Source organism: Mesorhizobium sp. Mes31 (assembly GCF_024519675.1).
GTDB lineage: Bacteria > Pseudomonadota > Alphaproteobacteria > Rhizobiales > Rhizobiaceae > Mesorhizobium.
The window spans coordinates 47,885-65,090 of sequence record NZ_JALJRL010000011.1 but is presented as its reverse complement, the minus strand read 5'-3'; the positions used below and the strand labels follow the sequence as shown (position 1 = coordinate 65,090).

At 62.3% G+C, this 17,206-nt stretch carries 17 protein-coding genes and 1 tRNA gene; 6 read left to right on the top strand and 12 right to left on the bottom strand.

Annotated features, from left to right (window positions below; all coding sequences use genetic code 11):
- Positions 1-16 precede the first annotated feature (16 nt).
- Positions 17-1,612: a DHA2 family efflux MFS transporter permease subunit gene (locus NR193_RS19465; RefSeq protein ID WP_256752405.1), complete on the bottom strand. Its 1,596-nt coding sequence runs from the start codon at positions 1,610-1,612 to the stop codon at positions 17-19.
- A gap of 22 nt (positions 1,613-1,634) precedes the next feature.
- The gene (locus NR193_RS19460) at positions 1,635-2,816 is read right to left on the bottom strand and encodes an HlyD family secretion protein (protein WP_256752404.1); all 1,182 of its coding nucleotides are present in this window, start codon (positions 2,814-2,816) and stop codon (positions 1,635-1,637) included.
- Between the two features lie 128 nt (positions 2,817-2,944).
- On the opposite strand from NR193_RS19460, the gene NR193_RS19455 reads away from it, so the two are divergent.
- On the top strand, positions 2,945-3,679 hold the full coding sequence (locus NR193_RS19455) for a TetR/AcrR family transcriptional regulator (RefSeq protein ID WP_256752403.1): 735 nt from the start codon (positions 2,945-2,947) through the stop codon (positions 3,677-3,679).
- A 47-nt stretch (positions 3,680-3,726) separates the two neighbouring features.
- Here the strand turns inward: NR193_RS19455 and yihA are convergent, their stop codons facing one another.
- The 6 genes from yihA to rpmH all read right to left on the bottom strand — a co-directional run bounded on the left by yihA (position 3,727) and on the right by rpmH (position 8,510).
- Complete coding sequence (gene yihA / locus NR193_RS19450) at positions 3,727-4,386, bottom strand: ribosome biogenesis GTP-binding protein YihA/YsxC (protein ID WP_256752402.1); 660 nt, start codon at positions 4,384-4,386, stop codon at positions 3,727-3,729.
- Positions 4,383-5,021 (bottom strand): CatB-related O-acetyltransferase, encoded by a 639-nt coding sequence (locus NR193_RS19445; protein ID WP_256752401.1) that lies wholly within the window; start codon positions 5,019-5,021, stop codon positions 4,383-4,385. The genes yihA and NR193_RS19445 overlap by 4 nt, the downstream gene beginning before the upstream one ends.
- Before the next feature lie 426 nt (positions 5,022-5,447).
- Positions 5,448-6,008, bottom strand: coding sequence for a fasciclin domain-containing protein (locus NR193_RS19440; protein ID WP_256752400.1), 561 nt, complete (start codon positions 6,006-6,008; stop codon positions 5,448-5,450).
- 171 nt (positions 6,009-6,179) lie between these two features.
- Entirely contained in the window at positions 6,180-7,991 is a 1,812-nt protein-coding gene (gene yidC / locus NR193_RS19435; protein ID WP_256752399.1) for a membrane protein insertase YidC, read from the bottom strand.
- Between the two features lie 14 nt (positions 7,992-8,005).
- Positions 8,006-8,359 (bottom strand): ribonuclease P protein component, encoded by a 354-nt coding sequence (rnpA, locus tag NR193_RS19430; RefSeq protein WP_256752398.1) that lies wholly within the window; start codon positions 8,357-8,359, stop codon positions 8,006-8,008.
- 16 nt (positions 8,360-8,375) lie between these two features.
- Entirely contained in the window at positions 8,376-8,510 is a 135-nt protein-coding gene (rpmH, locus tag NR193_RS19425; protein ID WP_008833937.1) for a 50S ribosomal protein L34, read from the bottom strand.
- Between the two features lie 278 nt (positions 8,511-8,788).
- Between rpmH and NR193_RS19420 the strand changes: the two genes are divergently transcribed.
- On the top strand, positions 8,789-10,276 hold the full coding sequence (locus tag NR193_RS19420; protein ID WP_256752397.1) for a HAMP domain-containing sensor histidine kinase: 1,488 nt from the start codon (positions 8,789-8,791) through the stop codon (positions 10,274-10,276).
- 232 nt (positions 10,277-10,508) lie between these two features.
- Positions 10,509-10,585, top strand: a tRNA-Arg gene (locus NR193_RS19415).
- 169 nt (positions 10,586-10,754) lie between these two features.
- On the opposite strand, the gene NR193_RS19410 is transcribed toward NR193_RS19415, so the two are convergent.
- A complete protein-coding gene (locus tag NR193_RS19410) occupies positions 10,755-11,954 on the bottom strand; it encodes a succinylglutamate desuccinylase/aspartoacylase family protein (RefSeq protein WP_256752396.1) in 1,200 nt (399 codons plus the stop codon).
- 320 nt (positions 11,955-12,274) lie between these two features.
- Positions 12,275-13,234 (bottom strand): LysR family transcriptional regulator, encoded by a 960-nt coding sequence (locus tag NR193_RS19405; RefSeq protein WP_256752395.1) that lies wholly within the window; start codon positions 13,232-13,234, stop codon positions 12,275-12,277.
- A gap of 116 nt (positions 13,235-13,350) precedes the next feature.
- Here NR193_RS19405 and NR193_RS19400 point away from each other — a divergent pair, with 116 nt between their 5' ends.
- Positions 13,351-13,896, top strand: a complete 546-nt coding sequence (locus NR193_RS19400; RefSeq protein WP_256752394.1) for a nuclear transport factor 2 family protein — start codon at positions 13,351-13,353, stop codon at positions 13,894-13,896.
- Positions 13,897-14,096: 200 nt separating this feature from the next.
- On the opposite strand, the gene NR193_RS19395 is transcribed toward NR193_RS19400, so the two are convergent.
- Positions 14,097-14,888 (bottom strand): hypothetical protein, encoded by a 792-nt coding sequence (locus NR193_RS19395; RefSeq protein ID WP_256752393.1) that lies wholly within the window; start codon positions 14,886-14,888, stop codon positions 14,097-14,099.
- Between the two features lie 157 nt (positions 14,889-15,045).
- On the opposite strand from NR193_RS19395, the gene NR193_RS19390 reads away from it, so the two are divergent.
- Entirely contained in the window at positions 15,046-15,168 is a 123-nt protein-coding gene (locus NR193_RS19390) for a hypothetical protein (protein WP_256752392.1), read from the top strand.
- A 32-nt stretch (positions 15,169-15,200) separates the two neighbouring features.
- Here NR193_RS19390 and NR193_RS19385 read toward each other — a convergent pair whose 3' ends face one another.
- Complete coding sequence (locus NR193_RS19385; protein WP_256752391.1) at positions 15,201-15,902, bottom strand: GntR family transcriptional regulator; 702 nt, start codon at positions 15,900-15,902, stop codon at positions 15,201-15,203.
- A 237-nt stretch (positions 15,903-16,139) separates the two neighbouring features.
- On the opposite strand from NR193_RS19385, the gene NR193_RS19380 reads away from it, so the two are divergent.
- Positions 16,140-17,180: an ABC transporter substrate-binding protein gene (locus tag NR193_RS19380; RefSeq protein ID WP_256752390.1), complete on the top strand. Its 1,041-nt coding sequence runs from the start codon at positions 16,140-16,142 to the stop codon at positions 17,178-17,180.
- Positions 17,181-17,206 lie beyond the last annotated feature (26 nt).

The window sequence follows — 17,206 nt, the reverse complement described above, 5'->3', positions numbered from 1 at the left end:
CTGTCCACGTTCGGTATCAGTGGCCGCCACCGCCTCCACCACCGGCCGCGGCCGGCTTGCGGATCAGCATGGTGAACAGGCCGAGCGTCGCGAACAGCACCGTCAGCAGGTAGAACACATCCATGAAGGACAGCAGCGCCGCCTGCTGCTGGACCATGCCCGACAGCTTGGAGATCGCCGCACTGGTAGCGTCGAGGCCGGCGGTCTGCTCGAAGTTGAGCGTCATGTTCTGCAGCTTGGTCTGCGCGGCCGCACTGCCCCACTGCACGTGCTCGGAGAGCCTTGCGTAGTGGAAAGCGTTGCGGTCGATCAGCACGGTGTTGATGATGGCAAGGCCGACGGCGCCGCCGAGGTTGCGGGTGAGGTTGAACAGGCCCGAAGCGTTCTTCAGCCGCTCGGGCGGCAAGGTGCCCAGCGCGATGTTGTTGATCGGCACCATGCACAGCATCATCGAACAGCCGCGCAGGATCTGCGGAATGAGCAACTCATAGAAGTCCCAGTCGGCGGTCAGATGCGTCATCCACCAGGTTCCGGTGGCGAAGCCGAAGAAGCCGATCATCATCATCAGCCGCAGATCCATCTTGCTCGACAGGATGCCGGAGATGGGCGCGGTGAAGAACATGGCCAGGCCGCTGACGAACAGCGCCTCGCCGATCATCATCGAATCGTAGCCGCGGATGCGCCCGAGGAACACCGGGTAGAGATAGGTCAGGCCATATAGGCCGACGCCGATGACGAACGAAAACAGCGAGCCGAAAGCGAAGTTGATGTTGCTGAACGCCTTCAGGTCGACGATCGGCTCCTCGGCTGTAAAGGCGCGCCAGAAGAACAGCACCGCGCCGACGGTCATGATGACCGCGCAGATGAGCACTGCCTGATCCTGCAGCCAGTCATTGTTGGGGCCTTCCTCGAGCACATACTCCATGCAGCCCAGGAAGGCCGCCATGCCGGCGAGGCCCCACCAGTCGAACTTGCTGAACAGCTTGAGATTGGGCTTGTCGAAATCGATCAACGACCAGGCCGCGGTCGTCACCAGGATGCCGGGCACGACATTGACCAGGAACAGCCAGTGCCAGGACATGGCATGGCTGATATAGCCGCCGACGGTCGGGCCGATGGTCGGCGCCAGCGTCGCCACCAGGCCGATCATCGGCGAGACGACGGCGCGGCGCGAGGGCGGGAAGATGGTGAAGGCCGCGGCAAAGACGCTCGGGATCATGCCGCCGCCGATGAAGCCCTGGACGGCACGGTAGACGATCATCTGGTCGATGTTGGTGGCGGTCGCAGCCAGCGCACTGGCGGCGGTGAAGCCCGCCGCCGCGACCGTGAACAGTACGCGCGTCGACAGCATCCGGCTGAGGAAGCCCGACAGCGGGATCATGACCACCTCGGCGATCAGATAGGCCGTCTGCACCCACGGGATCTCGTCGGAGCTGGCGCTGAGGCCGGCCTGGATCTCGGACAGCGAGGCCGAGACGATCTGGATGTCCAGGATCGCCATGAACATGCCGAACACCATCGCCAGGAAGGCGATGACGCGACGCGTCGAGATGGTGTCAGGCACCGCCGGCCTCGCCGGCAGTGATCCTGCTGTCAGGGTTGCGGTTGCCATGGCATTGCTCCCCGGCTTCCGATCAGTTCGACGCGGTTGGCGCGGTGCGGCTGTCGACGGCGACGACGACGCTCAAGCCGGCGCGCAGCCTGCCGCTCTTCAGCACGTCAGCCGGCACGTCGATGCGGACCGGAACGCGCTGCACGACCTTGGTGAAGTTGCCGGTGGCATTCTCGGGCGGCAGCAGCGAGAACACAGCACCCGAAGCCGGCGCGAGCGACGAGACGGTTCCCTCGAAATCCTGGCCGTCGGTTGCATCGACCGAGATCTTGACCTTCTCGCCGGGAACCAGCCGCGCGAGCTGGGTCTCCTTGAAATTGGCGACGATGTAGAGCTTGTCCATCGGCACGATGACGGCGAGCTTCTGGCCGGGGCTGACGAGGTCGCCCTGCTCGACCGAACGGTTGCCGACGACGCCGTCATAGGGCGCCTTCAGCACGGTGAAGGAAAGATCCCGCACGGCCTTGTCCCGGCCGAGCTGCAGCGACGCCAGCGTGCTTGCCGATTCGGCGCGCTGCGCCTGCAGCACGCCGATATTGGCCTGCGCCGCGGCGATCTGGGCGTCGGCGCCGACCAGCGCCGCATTGGCTTGCTGGACCGCCGTCTGGGCATCATCCAGCTGTGCCTGCGTGCCGACATGCGTCTGGAGCAGCTGCGAGGCGCGCGCGGCGACCTTCGCCGCATTGTCGGCGGCGGCCTGGTCGGCGGTCTTCTGCGCCTGCGCCTGCAGCAGCGAGGCACGCGCCGCTTCGGTCTGGGCGTCGATGCGGTCGAGCGTCTTGCTCAACGTGGCGATCTGCGCCTCGGCCTGGGCGACGGCTATTCTGTAGTCGCCGTCATCGACGACGAGCAACGGGTCGCCAGCCTTGACCTTTTGGTTCTCGCTCACCTTGATCTGATCGACATAGCCGGAGATCTTCGGCGAGATGAACGCCATGTCGGCCTGGACATAGGCATCGTCCGTCGAGATCATGAAGCGGCCCGTGGTCCAGTAATTGTAGCCGTACCAGGCGCCGGCGCTCAGCAGGGCAACGCCGATGATCGGCAGCAGGAAAGAGCGAACGGAACGCTTCTTCCTGGCTGGCGTTTCCACCGGAGCCGTGGTTACGGGCTCGACCGGTGCGCTTGGCGCTTCCGTCGCCGGGGCAACCTTGGCGTTGGGGAAGGGACGGACTTCGGCGGTGGTGGGTGCATTCGAGGACATGACATCTCTCTAAAATAACAATACTGAACCGTTCGGTTCGATCGGGCCGTTGACATAGCGCGGAAAGAGGACCATATCAAGAGCAATCGAACCGCTTGGTTCGAATTATTTTTCGAGGTGTGACTTTTATGGACGAGACTGCGCCCGACGTCGAAAACGAGCAGTGCGACGATCTGCTGGACACCATCCGCCGTGGCCGCCCGGCGGCGGGTCAGGATCCGGTCAAGCGCAGCCAGATCATCGACGGCGCCCGCCGTGTCTTCATCGACAAGGGTTTCGAAGCGGCGTCCATGAACGACATTACGCGCGAGGCCGGTGTTTCCAAGGGGACGATCTACGTTTATTTCGCCAACAAGGAAGAGCTGTTCGAAGCGCTGATCGAGGAAGAACGCGGTACCATCTTCAAGAACATGTACGATGTGCTGGATCACACCGACGACCTGCGCAAGACGCTGGTGAAGTTCGGCAAGGTGCTTGCCTTCAAGATCACATCGGCCAAGGTCATCCAAGCGCAGCGTACGGTGATCGGCGCGTGCGACAGGATTCCCGAACTCGGCGCACGTTTTTTCGAGCGCGGCCCGAAACGCGGCCATGACAAGTTGATGGTCTTTCTCAATGCCGCCATCGAGCGCGGCATGCTGCGGATCGACGATGTCGATCTTGCCGCCTATCAGTTCACCGACCTGTGCCTGGCCGGCCTTTTCCGCCAGTGCATATTCGCCTACCGCACCAAAGCTCCGAGCCAGGAAGAAGTCGACCACATCGTCAGCTCCGGCGTCAGCGTGTTCCTGAAGGCCTATGGCACCGAGAGCCTTGCCGCGGAAGAGAGCCACCAGATGATTGCACTGGAGGCAAAGAGATAGAGCATGACCTTTTCCGAAAACCGGCTCCCAGTTTTCGGAATCATGCTCTAGCCGCCATTGGCCGCGAGCACGATCGCGGCCTGCAATTCCGCGAGGCCCTCGGCCTTTTCCGACGACGTCGCCAGAACGAACGGAAACGCCGCCGGCCGCTTCTTGATCTTTTGCAGCGTCTCCTCGATCAATCTCGGCACCCCGGCGGCCTTGATCTTATCGGTCTTGGTCAGCACGATCTGGTAGGACACCGCCGCCTTGTCGAGCAGCGACAGCACCTCATCGTCCTTGGCCTTGATGCCGTGGCGGGCGTCGATCAGTACATAGACGCGCTTCAGCGTGACGCGGCCCTTGAGATAGTCGAAGACCAGCTTGGTCCACTCGTCGACCTTCTCCTTCGGCGCGGTGGCGTAGCCATAGCCCGGCATGTCGACCAGCGCCAAGGGCGGCAGGTCGGCACCTTCCCCCGAAAATCCGTCCGGCACGAAATAGTTGAGCTCCTGCGTGCGCCCCGGCGTGTTGGACGTGCGCGCCAGCCCCTTCTGGTTGACCAACGCGTTGATCAGCGACGATTTGCCGACATTCGAGCGGCCGGCAAAGGCGATTTCCGGCGGTCCTTCCGGTGGCAGGAATTTCATTGCCGGCACGCCGCGGATGAATATCCACCCGCGCGTAAACAGGTCGATGCCGATCGTGCTGCTGTTCAGGGCGTTCAAACTGCTGCCTCCAGAAGAGAGATATCGGCGCCTCTGATAGCATCGAGGTTACGGCTGATCTTGTCCACCGGCCAGTCCCACCATGCCACCGAGAGCAATCGCCGGATCGTCCTGTCGTCGAAACGCATCTTCACCACCTTGGCGGCGTTGCCGGCGACGATCGCATAGGGCGGCACGTCGTGCGTCACCACCGATTTCGCGGCGATGATGGCGCCATCGCCGATCTCGACGCCGGGAAGGATCACCGCCTCCATGCCGACCCAGACATCGTTGCCGACGATTGTGTCGCCGCGCACTTCCTTCGACCAGGTGACGGGGTCAAAACCCTTTTCCCAGCCATGGCCGAAGATATTGAACGGGTAGGTCGAAAAGCCGGACATGGCATGGTTGGCGCCGTTCATGATGAAGCGCGCGCCTTCGGCGATGGCACAGAATCTGCCGATGATCAGCTTGTCGCCAATGAAGGGGTAGTGATGCAGCACGCATCTTTCGGCGAACTTGTCCGGACCGTCCGGGTCATCATAGTAGGTGAAGTCACCGATCTCGATGTTTGGCGCGCTTACCAGCCCCTTGAGGAAGCCGACCCGCGTGTGCATCGGGATCGGGTGCTTGATGTTGGGGTTGGGTCCGGTCATGAGGTCTGGCTCCGTCGAATGATGTGGCCGGCGGTGCGGCAAAAATCGAAATTCGCATCGGTCTGCAAAGCAACGCGCGAATTTCGGGCTCAAGCCGCACAGGTCAAAATAGCGCGATCCGCACCACAGCACCAACGGCCTGCGGAACGCATCAGCCTACCTGTTCATCGATGGGGCACTCCCGAACGAGAGCGAGCTTATAGGCATGCGTGGAGCCTGCGTCTACCCAGGCCGCGGGATCCCCGACAGGGATGACAGCGGACAACACGCCCGAAGACAAAACGAACCGGGGTCCTGTGAGGGACTACAGGACCCCGGCCTTTGCCGATGCGGCTTCCCGAGAAAAATGGCGCCTCGTCATGAGGCGGGGAGGGCAAGCCGAGAAAGCCCCAACGGACTTGCCCTGATCCCCTTTGCCGGAAGCCGCTACTTCGGCAACAGCACCTTGTTGACGACATGGATGACGCCGTTCGACTGATTGACGTCGGCGATCGTCACCTTGGCCTCGCCACCGGACTCGTCCATGACGTAGAGCTTGCCCTTCTTGACCTCGGCGGTCAGCGTGTCGCCGGAAACGGTCTTCATCTCATACTTGCCGCCCATCGCCTTGGCCTTGGCCATCATGTCCTTGCCGGAGATCTTGCCGGCCACGACATGCGCGGTCAGCACCTTGGTGAGCTGATCCTTGTTCTCGGGCTTCAGCAGCGTGTCGACTGTGCCCTTGGGCAGGGCCGCGAACGCCTCGTTGGTGGGCGCGAAGACGGTGAACGGGCCAGCGCCCTGCAACGTGTCGACCAGGCCGGCGGCCTTGACGGCGGCGACCAAGGTCGTGTGGTCCTTCGAGTTGACGGCGTTCTCGACGATGTTCTTGGTGGCATACATCGGCGCGCCGCCAACCACCGGGTTCTTGGCATAGGCCGGGGCGACGATCGTCGCGCCGGCGACGAGCGCGGAAAGCGCAATGATCCTGAATGACGACAAGCGCATGTGTTCTTCCTCCGTGTGAGGGCTGATCGGAATTGACAGCCTTTTGGAAATGCACACGCAGTCACGCCCTGCGACCGCTTGCAGTTTCGCCGATCACGGGAACGTGAACCGATGCTTGCCCAAATGGAAAAGCCCCGGACGAGCCGGGGCTTTTCACAAAAGAGGCGGCGGCTATTCGGCCGGCGACGGTTTCTTTCGGAACAGGGCGACCAGATTGTCCCACAGCTCGATCTTGGCGCCCTGGCGCTTCATGATCACGCCTTGCTGAAGGATCGACAGCGTGTTGTTCCAGGCCCAGTAGATGACGAGGCCGGCCGGGAAACCCGCCATCATGAAGGTGAAGATGACCGGCATCCAGGTGAAGATCGCGGCTTGGGTCGGGTCCGGCGGCGTCGGGTTCATGCGCATCTGCAGGAACATGGTGACGCCCATGATCAGCGGCCATACGCCGATCATCAGCATGTGCGGCAGCGTGAGCGGAATGAGGCCGAACAGATTGAAGATCGAGGTCGGATCGGGTGCCGCCAGATCCTGGATCCAGCCGAAGAACGGCGCGTGCCGCATCTCGATGGTGATGTAGAGCACCTTGTAGAGCGAGAAGAAGACCGGGATCTGCAACGCCACCGGCCAGCAGCCGGCCAACGGGTTGATCTTCTCGGTCTTGTACAGCTCCATCATCGCCTGCTGCTGCTTCATCTTGTCGTCCGCATATTTCTCGCGGATCTCGAGCATCTTGGGCTGCACCTTCTTCATGTTCGCCATCGACGCGTAGGACTTGTTGGCGAGCGGGAAGAAGAGGGCCTTGACGATAACGGTGGTGGCCAGGATCGCCAGGCCGAAATTGCCGAAGAATTTGTAGAGCGTGTCGATCAGCCAGAACATCGGCTTGGTGATGAAGTGGAACCAGCCCCAGTCGATCAAGAGGTCGAACCGCTTGATGTGGCGGTCTTCCGCATAGGCGTTGATCTTGGCGACTTCCTTGGCGCCGGCGAAGATTTCGCTTTCCACCGTCGCCGATTGACCTGCATCGACGGTGATCGGGTCGGTCAGGAAGTCGGACTGATAGCGATGGCGGCCGTCCTCGAAATAGGCGAAGCGCGGCTGGAACGGCTGCTTTTCGGAAGGCACCAGGGTCACCGCCCAATATTTGTCGGTGATGCCGAGCCAGCCGTCGGTCGACTTGCCGGGGGTGGCCTGCTTGTCCTTTTCGATGGACGCGTATTTGTGTTCCTGCAGGCCTTCCGTGCCGGTGAAGCCGATCAGGCCTTCATGCAGCACATAGGTGCTGGCGACGGCCGGCTTGTCGAAACGGGTAACGCGGCCGTAGTTGGACAACGAGACGGGAGCCGCGCCCGAATTCTGCACCGTGTCGGAAACCGTGAACATGTAGTTGGTGTCGACGGAAAAGGTGCGCTTGAAGGTCAGGCCCTTGTCGTTCGAATAGGTCAGCGTGACCGGTGTTGTCGGCGTCAGCGTCGCGTTGCCATCGACGGACCACACCGTCTCCGGACCCGGCACGGCGCCGGTCTTGTCGTTGCCGACAAAGCCGATCTCGGCATAATAACCGTTGGGCAGCACCGCGGGGTTGAGCAGGCTGATCTCGGGCGAGTTCTTGTCGACGGTCTCGGTGTAGTGCTTGAGCCTGAGGTCGTCGAGACGGGCGCCGGTCAGGTTGATCGAGCCCTCGAGGCTCGGCGTGTCGATCTTGACGCGCTTGCTGGTCGCCAGGGCCTGTTCACGACCGGCCGGCGTCACGGCGTCGGTGCCCGGTGCGTTGGGAATGGCGCCTGGTGCCACCGGCGTCGCGGTATCGCCGGGGTTGGTGCCCCCGGCGGCCTTCTTCTGCTCTTCGACGCGCTGCTGCTCGATGCGGGCCGCCTCGCGCTGTGCTTCGCTGCGTGGCAACACGTAAAAATATTGCCACACCGCCAGAATCAGCACCGACAGCGCGATGGTGATGAAGAAGTTCCGGTTGTTTTCCATCGAAAGCCCTTGGCCTATCGTGTTCCGCGCAGTCGGCGGGAGAGTTCGGCCTTCAACTGGCCGAACGGAATGGTAAGCACGTCTTCGCGCCCGACGATGACATAGTCATTGCCAGGCGCCATGTCACTTGCCGCATGCGTGCGGACGGCCTCTCGCAGCCGCCGCCGGACGCGGTTGCGGACGACCGCATTGCCGACCTTCTTGGTGACGGTATAGCCGACGCGCGGCGACAGGCCGTCGCCGCGGTCGAGAACCTCAACGAGAAACATCCGCCCGCGTCGCTTTTCACCACGACGGACAGCCAGGAATTCCGCGCGCTTCAGAAGCCGCTTGGGATTTGGTCCCACTGGCTTGCCGGTTGCGGGCAACGATCTCGTCTTCCGCTCAGGCGCTGAGCCGCTTGCGGCCACGATTGCGGCGAGCTGCGACGACGCCGCGACCACCCTTGGTGGCCATGCGGGCACGGAAGCCGTGCCGACGTTTGCGGACGAGTTTGGACGGTTGGTAGGTACGCTTCATTTGTTTTAATACCGCGGGGTGCGGCCCTTCTTGATTCTGTCACTCTGTAACAGGAGCTTTGCCGGGCCGGTTTTGGCGCGATCGAAACCGCGCCGGGACGAATGGCCCGAGCGTGAGCGGGCTTATAGAAAGAAGGGGTTTGGGAGTCAATCCGGCGTCGGCGGGCCGAATACGGCCGTGCCTCGGTGCTGTTTATGTTTCCGCCGAAGGATGAAATTGGCAAAAAAGCCGCAATCGCCTAATCTTGGCTGATCAAGTGATCGTGAAGACAGAGCCGGATGAACGAAATCACACAAGCGGAGGAAAGGATCGGCACGGCGGCCAGCGACGTGCGCACGGTGCCGCTGTCGCGCGGCCTGTCGACAAAGCTGCTGCTCCTGACCATCGTCTTCGTGCTTCTGGCCGAGGTGCTCATCTTCCTGCCCTGGATCGCCAGCTACCGGCTGAGCTGGCTCAAGGAGCGGCTGAGCACGGCCGCGGCGGTGTCGATCGTGCTGGTGCAAGGCGAGCCCACCTCGCTGTCGCGGGCGGCCCAGAACGACGTGCTGATGGCAATCGGCGCCAAGGCGATCGCGGTGCGCGACGGCGGCGTCTCACGCCTTCTGGTGGTGGCCGAGATGCCGCCGCAGGTCGACGAGCACATCGATATCGCCAACATCGGCATGATCAAGGGCATGACCGGCGCGCTCGACACGCTGTTTTTTGGCGGCAACCGGATGCTGCGCGTCTTCGGGCCGGTCGGCGACAGCGACAAGGAGTTCGAGCTGATCATGCCGGACTACTCCCTGCGCAACGCCATGCTCATCTATTCACGCAACGTCGCCTTCGTGTCGCTGCTGATCTCGCTGTTCACCGCAATGCTGGTCTATGCCGCCATCGACCTGATCATGATCGGGCCGATCCGCACGATGACACGGTCGATGCTGTCCTTCTCCGAAGCTCCCGACGATCCCGGACGCATCATTCACCCCGCTGCCCGCGCCGACGAGATCGGCGTTGCCGAGCGCGAACTGTCACAGATGCAGGAACGGCTGCAGAAGATGCTGGCCGAGCAGAAGCACCTTGCAGACCTTGGCCTCGCGGTCTCGAAGATCAACCACGACATGCGCAACATCCTGGCGTCGGCACAGCTGATGTCGGACCGCCTGCGCCAGGTCAAGGACCCGACCGTGCAGGCCTTCGCACCGAAACTGCTGCGCGCGCTCGATCGCGCCGTGTCCTATTCCGAAGGCGTGCTGGCCTACGGCCGCACCCAGGAGCCGCCGCCGGCGCGCCGCAGGCTGCGGCTGCATCAACTGGTCGAGGACGTGCATGGCCTGCTCGATACGGAAGGCGGCATCGAGTTCGTCAACGCCGTCGATCTGACCTTCGAGGTCGACGCCGATTCCGACCAGTTGTTCAGGGTGCTGACCAACCTTTGCCGCAACGCCGTGCAGGCGATGGCGGCGGATACGGAGAGCGCCATCGTGCGCCGCCTGGCCGTGTCGGCCGTGCGCCTGGGCAGTGTCAGCCGCATCGCCGTCACCGACACCGGCCCCGGCCTGCCGCCAAAGGCGCGCGAGAACCTGTTCGCGGCCTTTCGCGGCTCGGCGCGCAGCGGCGGCACCGGCCTTGGCCTGGCGATCGCGCACGAGCTGATCCGGGCACATGGCGGCACGGTGGAACTGGTCGAGAGCATTGGCGGGCGCACCACATTCGCGGTCACCATTCCCGACCAGCCGGTGCGGCTCGATCAGGCCCGCAACGGCCTGCGCCGGCCGGCATGACGGTTCGGGCGCTGTCTTCGCCCCGATTGCCTGTCTTCTGACCGATGCTCCGCGCGACTTCGAGCTGTTTCGAAGCGCCGGAACCCGGACTGTCATCACGCGCTGACATGCCTGCGACAAAACTTTTGCCGGATCGGCTTGCTTTTCGGAAATTCAGTCGCTAGGGAACAGCTCACATTCGCGGTCGGTCCTCAGGATCGGATCGTGGGTCATGGAAAGCATGGCCTGTTGCGCGCCCGTAGCTCAGCTGGATAGAGCACCAGACTACGAATCTGGGGGTCAGGAGTTCGAATCTCTTCGGGCGCGCCATTTCACCACCATTCCAGACCAGAAATGGGCACCAAGCTGCGCGACCTGACGAGAACGCTCACGCCTCTCGCCCATGAGGTAGCTGGATAAACACCAGGCCCTTCGGCGTGCCCGTTCGTCACAAACGCTGGGGCTGCCAAGACAAAGCAACGATCGCTCACACGGTGACTTACTCGGGATAGGTCTCACCGCCCTCCGGCGGAGCCTTGTGGAAAAGGATGAATACCAAGGGGTTGCCAGGCTCGGACGTTGCGTCGCTGCGCTTGCCCGTCATCTCTCCAGCCACGCCGCTTGTATACTCCGCAACCACTTCGCCGAAGCTGTCGCGCTGGATGGCCACCTTCTGTCCGGCTTCGACCTTGTCGTTGAGCTTGACCAGATACTCGACCAACCCGCCCGCGCTTGCCAGGATCGGGAACGCGCTGTTGCCGGTAAAAACACCCGAGTCCTTGCCTGTGCGTCCCATTGGGCCGGCCAGGACGCCGTGATGCTTGAGGACGTTCATCGTGCCTTCCACGAACAGGGAGATCATCTCGAGATCCAGAACGCGCGCAGCGCCGATCTCCGCACAGAAGGATGGGATGCCCGCGTCGATAAACGCGTTATGCAGGACACCGGGATATGTATGATTGTCGAAGATCTGGCCGACGGGGTAAAGTTCCACCATCGCCTTGATCTCGGGCACATCCATGCTGGCAATATTGAATGCGGTGACATCGAAACCGGTTGTCCCGGTATGGAAGTCGATCGCGAAGTCGGCGTTCGGCCGGAGCAGCCGATTGAACAGGAGCCCGGCGTGTCGGCTGGCCGCGGTGACACCGTTCTCGTTCCCGGGCCATTCCCTGTTCATGTCGGTCAGATCATTGCCCCTGCCCGAATTGGGCCATCTGCGCTGCATGCCTTCCAAGGCCGGGCGGGCCACGTCCGTGACCGCCATCACCGTACCCGACATCTGCGCCGGATCGAGCTGGTTCATCACGGTCTGGACGGTATGGATGGAACTCATCTCGTCGCCATGCACGCCACTGACCAGGACGACGCGCTTGCCCGGCTTCGCCCCCTTGGCGACTGTCACGGATACATACCAGTGCTGTCCGGTGGGCATCTCCACGCCCTGAAAATACAAAAGATGCTTCTGCCCAGGCTCGAGGTCGTTGACGTCTAGTGCGCTCACGACCTTCTTCCCCTGGATCACATCGCCCGTATAGACCGTCCCCTGTCCAGATGCCGCGGCGGTGGACGCAGCCGCTTTGTCCTGGGCATTCGCAGCACCAGCGCTGACGGCGAGGGCAGCCGTCGCGCCAACCGTGGCGATAGATGCGATTATGAAATCGCGGCGATCGAGGCCTTCTCTAGGATTGTCCGACATGATTGAGGTCCTTTGTGATTTGAAAAGCTGCGTTGGAACAACGGCATGCCCATAGGTCACAAAAATCCCGCCCGACTTACGCCGCAACCATGTTCCTAACCACGCAAAGTTGCAAGATTTCCGCGGAGCCATGTCGGGGTTTGCGCAGCGTCGTTCGGCAAGGTCCAGAGATGACGCAAGCAGACCTCCCGCTTGGAAAGCGGCAGCGACAACAATCCCATAGGAGTTCCCAGCCTCACCCTCTCCGGCGCGCCAAATCTTCTGCGGCGCCGCAAGTGCATTTTCGTGGCCAAACGCTCGTTCCTTTACGATCGCTGGTTTTACGCAGGAGAGTGCTTCGACTTTTTCCCCGCGACAGGCTTTGCCCCTCCAAGTCCATTGAAGAGCCAGGCCAGGCCCGAATCCATCATGGCGACCCTGGGCGCGATCGCGCGAACCCGAAAACGATCTAGCGGGAGCGGTGCCTCCGTGCTCACAACTCCAAAGCGCCGGCCGTGCATGGCGACGAATTTTCTCGGCAATGCGGAAATCAGATCGGTTTCGGCAATCACCGCGAGCGCCAACATGAAATTGGGAACCGTCAGCGCGATCCGCCGCGAATAGCCCTGCTTGGCCAGAGACCGATCGACGAAGCCATGGGCATCCCCGGTGAGCGAGACCACCAGATGCTGCATGGCGCAGAATCGTTCCAGCGTGGGTTCGGCTCCAAAGGGATGCCCTTTGCGCATCGCTATGACGAAATCCTCGTCATAGAGAACCCGCTCGGCAAAACGCGCCGGAACATCGTCGGTCGGGATAATGGCGATGTCCATTGCGCGCGCCTCCAGATCGGCAATGGCAGATCCCCAGAGGCGGGCGGGCGTGGGCAGGATCTGACGGACGCTGATATCGATGCCGGGCCCTGCCCGCTGCAACGCCGCGAGAAACTGGGGAAGGATCACGGCGGAGATGCCGTCTGGCGCCCCAATCGTGAACCGGCGCGTGGACGTGGCCGGATCGAACGGATCCGCGGTCGAGACGACGCTCCTGATCCTGGCGAGAATGTCGGCGACCGGTTCTGCGAGCTCCATGCCGCGCGCGGTCGGAACGACGCCCTTCGGCGTCCTCAGAAAAAGCGGATCGTTGAGGAACTGCCTCAGCCTGCCGAGGCCGTGGCTGACGGCGGACGCAGAAAGGTTCAGCCGCGCCGCTGCCCGGCCGACGTGGCGCTCCTCCAGCACGGCCTCGAAGAGGACCAGCAGATTGAGGTCGGCGCGCGATAGATCAATTTGGTTCAGCATATTGCTGAAATCATATCACTGTATTCATGATGACTGAAGTTCGATCTTCCGGCCTGGCGAAGCGGCAACAGCGGCTTCGCATCACATCAATAGAAATCAGGTTAGGAGTATTCCGCATGCATAACTCAAGGCGTTCAGTCCTTGCTGCCGCGGCAGACCTCTCATCGCTGGAGATCGCCGGAGCCACGAATGGTTCGGCCCTCGCTGATGTTTCTGCCGTCGACAAGCAGATCGCTGATCTGGTCCGGCAATCCATCGAGGCAAACTCCGCGCTGATGCGCGGGGATATCGACAGCTACCGCGCGTTGATCCCTCGCACGGACGACTTCACGCTGATGTCTCCATTTGGCGGAACGCCCACGCGCGAGTCGGACATGACGCCCGAACGATGGCAGGCGATAGGGCGGTTCTTCAAGAACGGCACCTTCGCGCAGGAGGTGGTGCAGGCCTACGGAACGGCGGATATGATAGTCCTTGCGACCATCGAACGGGTCCACGTCGAGGTCGGCGGCCTGCCGGCCCAGAACTGGGCGCTGCGCGTCACGCTGGTCTATCGCCGCCAGGGCTCCGAGTGGCGGCTGGCACATCGGCATGCCGACCCCCTCGCCAAAGGCATCAGCGTGGAACAGGCGGCGGCGCTCGGTCGGGGCGATGCATCTTAGTCCTGTAGCGTATCTCGATCCGCCTCAGCGTATTCATGCGCGCTCGGCGGCTATTTCAGGGCGCTCCAGCGGAGACATGGTTCCCGGTTTCATCCACGCTGGGGCGCCGTTCAATTCCCGAAGGCATGCGGCAAGTCAGAGGCGGGTTCCGTTGGCCGAGGAGATTGGCGGGGCAAAACGATGCGTCCTGGCGGGCCAATCTAGAAGTGCCATATATCCCGCTGCTTCCACAGATCGATCGGGGCGCGCCAAAGCCGGTATCTGGCCGCCCGCTCGATTTGCTGGCTTACGCCGAGGTGGCCATTGCCCGCGAAGAAAGCCTCCAGCCGCCTGCGGGCAAAAAGCTTCCTTCCCCTGGTGTTGTAGTTGCGGATGGGCAGCCGGTGGCGGCTGATTGTCCGCCCGTCTCGGGAAAGCGCCACGCCGATGCAGAATTGTTCCGTGGTGTGCGCCTTCACGACACCAATCATCTGTTCGATGGCATGATAGGCGTCGGTCAAAGCGGGAAGATTGGAGTTGTGGACGCCCAGGACGCCGCTGTTCCACATCGGCTCGGATCCCGTGAGCTTGTAGTCGCCCAGCAAAAACCCCTTGTCGGCGATCGCGCGATAGGGCGCCTTTGGCGTTCCTTCGGATTTTCTCATGATGGAATGCGACGGAGAAATTCGGCTGAAACAGCTCGAAATGTCGCCGACCGGGTACATGTCCGTATCCATGAAGAACAGGCGGTCGCAGCGCTGCAACAGCTGAATGATGCCGGCGGCCTTGATCCCGAAAATGTATCGGTCGCCAAATGACATCTCGGCTTTTTTCTTGGCGGTAAGTTCAATCGCTTCGATTGGGTATCCATCAAAAATCGAAGGCCTGTCGGTCAAGACCTTGATCTTTGCGCTCGGGCGGTAGTGCAGCAGTCGAAGTGCGCTGAAGAGCGCTCCGCGCGCGTACAATTCGTCCTTGCCGAACGCAACGTAACCGAAACTGTCCAAGCCCATCGGCGGTCTATAGGGGCGCCCGGATTCGGCGTCAACTTTCCCCCCATCGTCATCCAAAAACCCATGGGCCGCAACGTCGGGACCGATCTCTCGCGACTGTCGCCCGACACGTAAGAACCATTGTCGCCGGCATAGGCGAGACACGAGCCAGTCAGGGATGCCCGCTCGTTTTGGCGAAGCGGAGAACGCGGTCTCCCCGGCATCGGAAGGCGCCAGCCATGTCAACGGCGCCCTGCCGGCGGTCGACGGCGGCAACAGCCTTCGGGAGCGCAAGCGCTAAAGGCCTGCCGGGCATCAAGCCAGTCGCCCCGCTCAGGACGCCTTGGCCAGGAAATTCTGATAGTCCGACTTGGCCTGCAGCAGGCGCAGCACATTGTCGCGCGATCCGCGCACATGGGCGCGCGCCAACGTGCCGGCGCGGCTGGCGTCGCCGGCACAGATGGCGTCGACGATCTCGGCGTGCTCGTCGCGGGCGATCTTCCATTCGTCCAGCCACAGGAGTTCCGTCCACACATAGTGCTGGCACTTGTCGAGGATGCCGCACAGCATGCCGTGCAACATGACATTGCCGCTGATCTCGGCGATGACGCGATGCAGGTCTATGCCGACCTCCAGCTCCTGGAACTTCTCCCTGGTGGTGCGCTCCGGAATGGCGGCCAGCCGCTCGCATTCCGCCAGCATGGCGCGCAGCCGCGCCTTGTCCTGTTCCGTCGCCGCGACCGCGGCCAGTTCGGTCGCATGGCCGTCGAGCAGTTCGCGGATCTCGAAGGCCTCGCGGAACATGTTGATGTCGAACTCGGTGACGACATAGCCCTGGCGCGGCCGGCCGGTGACGAGGCCGTCGCGCTCGAGGCGGTTGAAGGCTTCGCGCACCGGCGTGCGGCTGACATTCAGTCGCACCGCGATGTCGTTTTCGGTGACGCGCGAGCCCGGCGGAATCTGGCCGGTCACGATCATCGCCTTGAGCGAGGAGTAGACCGAGTCGCGCAGCGTATTTTTGGTTTCCTTGGCCAAGGTCCCGTTTCCAGTTCTCCGGTCTTTGAGCCGGAATATGCATAGCTGTAGTCGCAGTCGGCGTAATTTGCCACGCCCCCGGCGAAGTCGTCGGTCACTGCGTCGTCCGGCACGAAAAGCCTAAATTCTCCCGCGCCGGCCATGTTGACAACATTGATCGCCAGGCTACACTCAAAATTGTATACAAAATAGCATGCGAAATCAAAAACAATGGGAACACCGGTTGGAGAGCCGAAAATGAATAGGACCAGAAGCACCAGCATTGTCGCGATGGCGGGCCTCATGGCGTCGCTCGCGGGCCCCGCCGTGGCGGGCGATACCATCACCGTCGCCTCGTGGGGCGGCACCTACCAGGAGGCGCAGACCAAGGCGTTCTTCAAGCCGACCGCCGATGCGCTTGGCATCACCATCAAGGAAGACACCACCAACGGCCTCGACGACGTGCGGCTGCAGGTGACCGGCAATGCCGTCAAATGGGACATCACCGAACTTGGCGCCGACGAATGCGCGCGTGGCTCGAAGGAAGGGTTGTTCGAGAAGCTCGACTACGGCATCATCGACAAGAGCGGCATCAATCCGAAGCTGGTCCATGACGACTGGGTCGGCATTTCCTACACCTCCGTCGTACTCATCTACCGGACCGATGTCTTCGGCGACAAAGGTCCCAAGACTTGGGCCGACTTCTGGAACGTGGAAAAGTTTCCGGGCCGGCGCGCGCTGAGCGGCAGCCAGGCGACCGAAACGCTGAGCGTCGCGGCACTCGCCGACGGCATTCCAATCGACAAGGTCTATCCGGTCGACATCGATGGCGCCCTAAAATCCGTCGACAAGATCCGCGGCCACATCGACGCCTGGTGGACCTCCGGCGCCCAGGCCATGCAGCTGGTGAAGGATGGCGAGGTCGACATGGCAAGCATCTGGAACGGCCGCGCCGGCACCCTGAAGAAGGAAGGCGCGCCGGTCAGCTTCTCGTTCGACCAGGGTGTCCTCACCGCCGACTGCATGGTCATTCCCAAGGGCGCCAAGAACAAGGACGCCGCCATGAAGGCGCTGGCGATGTTCGTCAGCCCGCAGCTGCAGGCCAATCTGCCGCTCTATGTCGACAACGGGCCGGTGAACGAGAAGGCCTTCGAGACCGGCAAGATCCCGCAGGACAGGATCAAAGACATCAATTCATCACCCGAGAACGTCAAGAAACAGGTGCTGCAGGACGCCGCGTTCTGGCGCGACAACCTGGTCGAGGCGACGGAAAAGTTCAACAATCTGGTCCAGCAATAGGCTGCGGCCAGGCCCCAAACCACGGC

Bases quoted from the DNA above. Each gene is read 5' to 3' on its own strand.
- NR193_RS19440 (WP_256752400.1), bottom strand. From the start codon at position 6,008: ATGCGCTTGTCGTCATTCAGGATCATTGCGCTTTCCGCGCTCGTCGCC.
- NR193_RS19380 (WP_256752390.1), top strand. From the start codon at position 16,140: ATGAATAGGACCAGAAGCACCAGCATTGTCGCGATGGCGGGCCTCATG.
- rpmH (WP_008833937.1), bottom strand. From the start codon at position 8,510: ATGAAGCGTACCTACCAACCGTCCAAACTCGTCCGCAAACGTCGGCAC.
- NR193_RS19445 (WP_256752401.1), bottom strand. From the start codon at position 5,021: ATGACCGGACCCAACCCCAACATCAAGCACCCGATCCCGATGCACACG.
- NR193_RS19420 (WP_256752397.1), top strand. From the start codon at position 8,789: ATGAACGAAATCACACAAGCGGAGGAAAGGATCGGCACGGCGGCCAGC.
- NR193_RS19455 (WP_256752403.1), top strand. From the start codon at position 2,945: ATGGACGAGACTGCGCCCGACGTCGAAAACGAGCAGTGCGACGATCTG.
- yidC (WP_256752399.1), bottom strand. From the start codon at position 7,991: ATGGAAAACAACCGGAACTTCTTCATCACCATCGCGCTGTCGGTGCTG.
- NR193_RS19410 (WP_256752396.1), bottom strand. From the start codon at position 11,954: ATGTCGGACAATCCTAGAGAAGGCCTCGATCGCCGCGATTTCATAATC.
- NR193_RS19465 (WP_256752405.1), bottom strand. From the start codon at position 1,612: ATGGCAACCGCAACCCTGACAGCAGGATCACTGCCGGCGAGGCCGGCG.
- NR193_RS19390 (WP_256752392.1), top strand. From the start codon at position 15,046: ATGCCCGCTCGTTTTGGCGAAGCGGAGAACGCGGTCTCCCCGGCATCG.
- NR193_RS19395 (WP_256752393.1), bottom strand. From the start codon at position 14,888: ATGGGCTTGGACAGTTTCGGTTACGTTGCGTTCGGCAAGGACGAATTG.
- NR193_RS19400 (WP_256752394.1), top strand. From the start codon at position 13,351: ATGCATAACTCAAGGCGTTCAGTCCTTGCTGCCGCGGCAGACCTCTCA.
- NR193_RS19460 (WP_256752404.1), bottom strand. From the start codon at position 2,816: ATGTCCTCGAATGCACCCACCACCGCCGAAGTCCGTCCCTTCCCCAAC.
- NR193_RS19405 (WP_256752395.1), bottom strand. From the start codon at position 13,234: ATGCTGAACCAAATTGATCTATCGCGCGCCGACCTCAATCTGCTGGTC.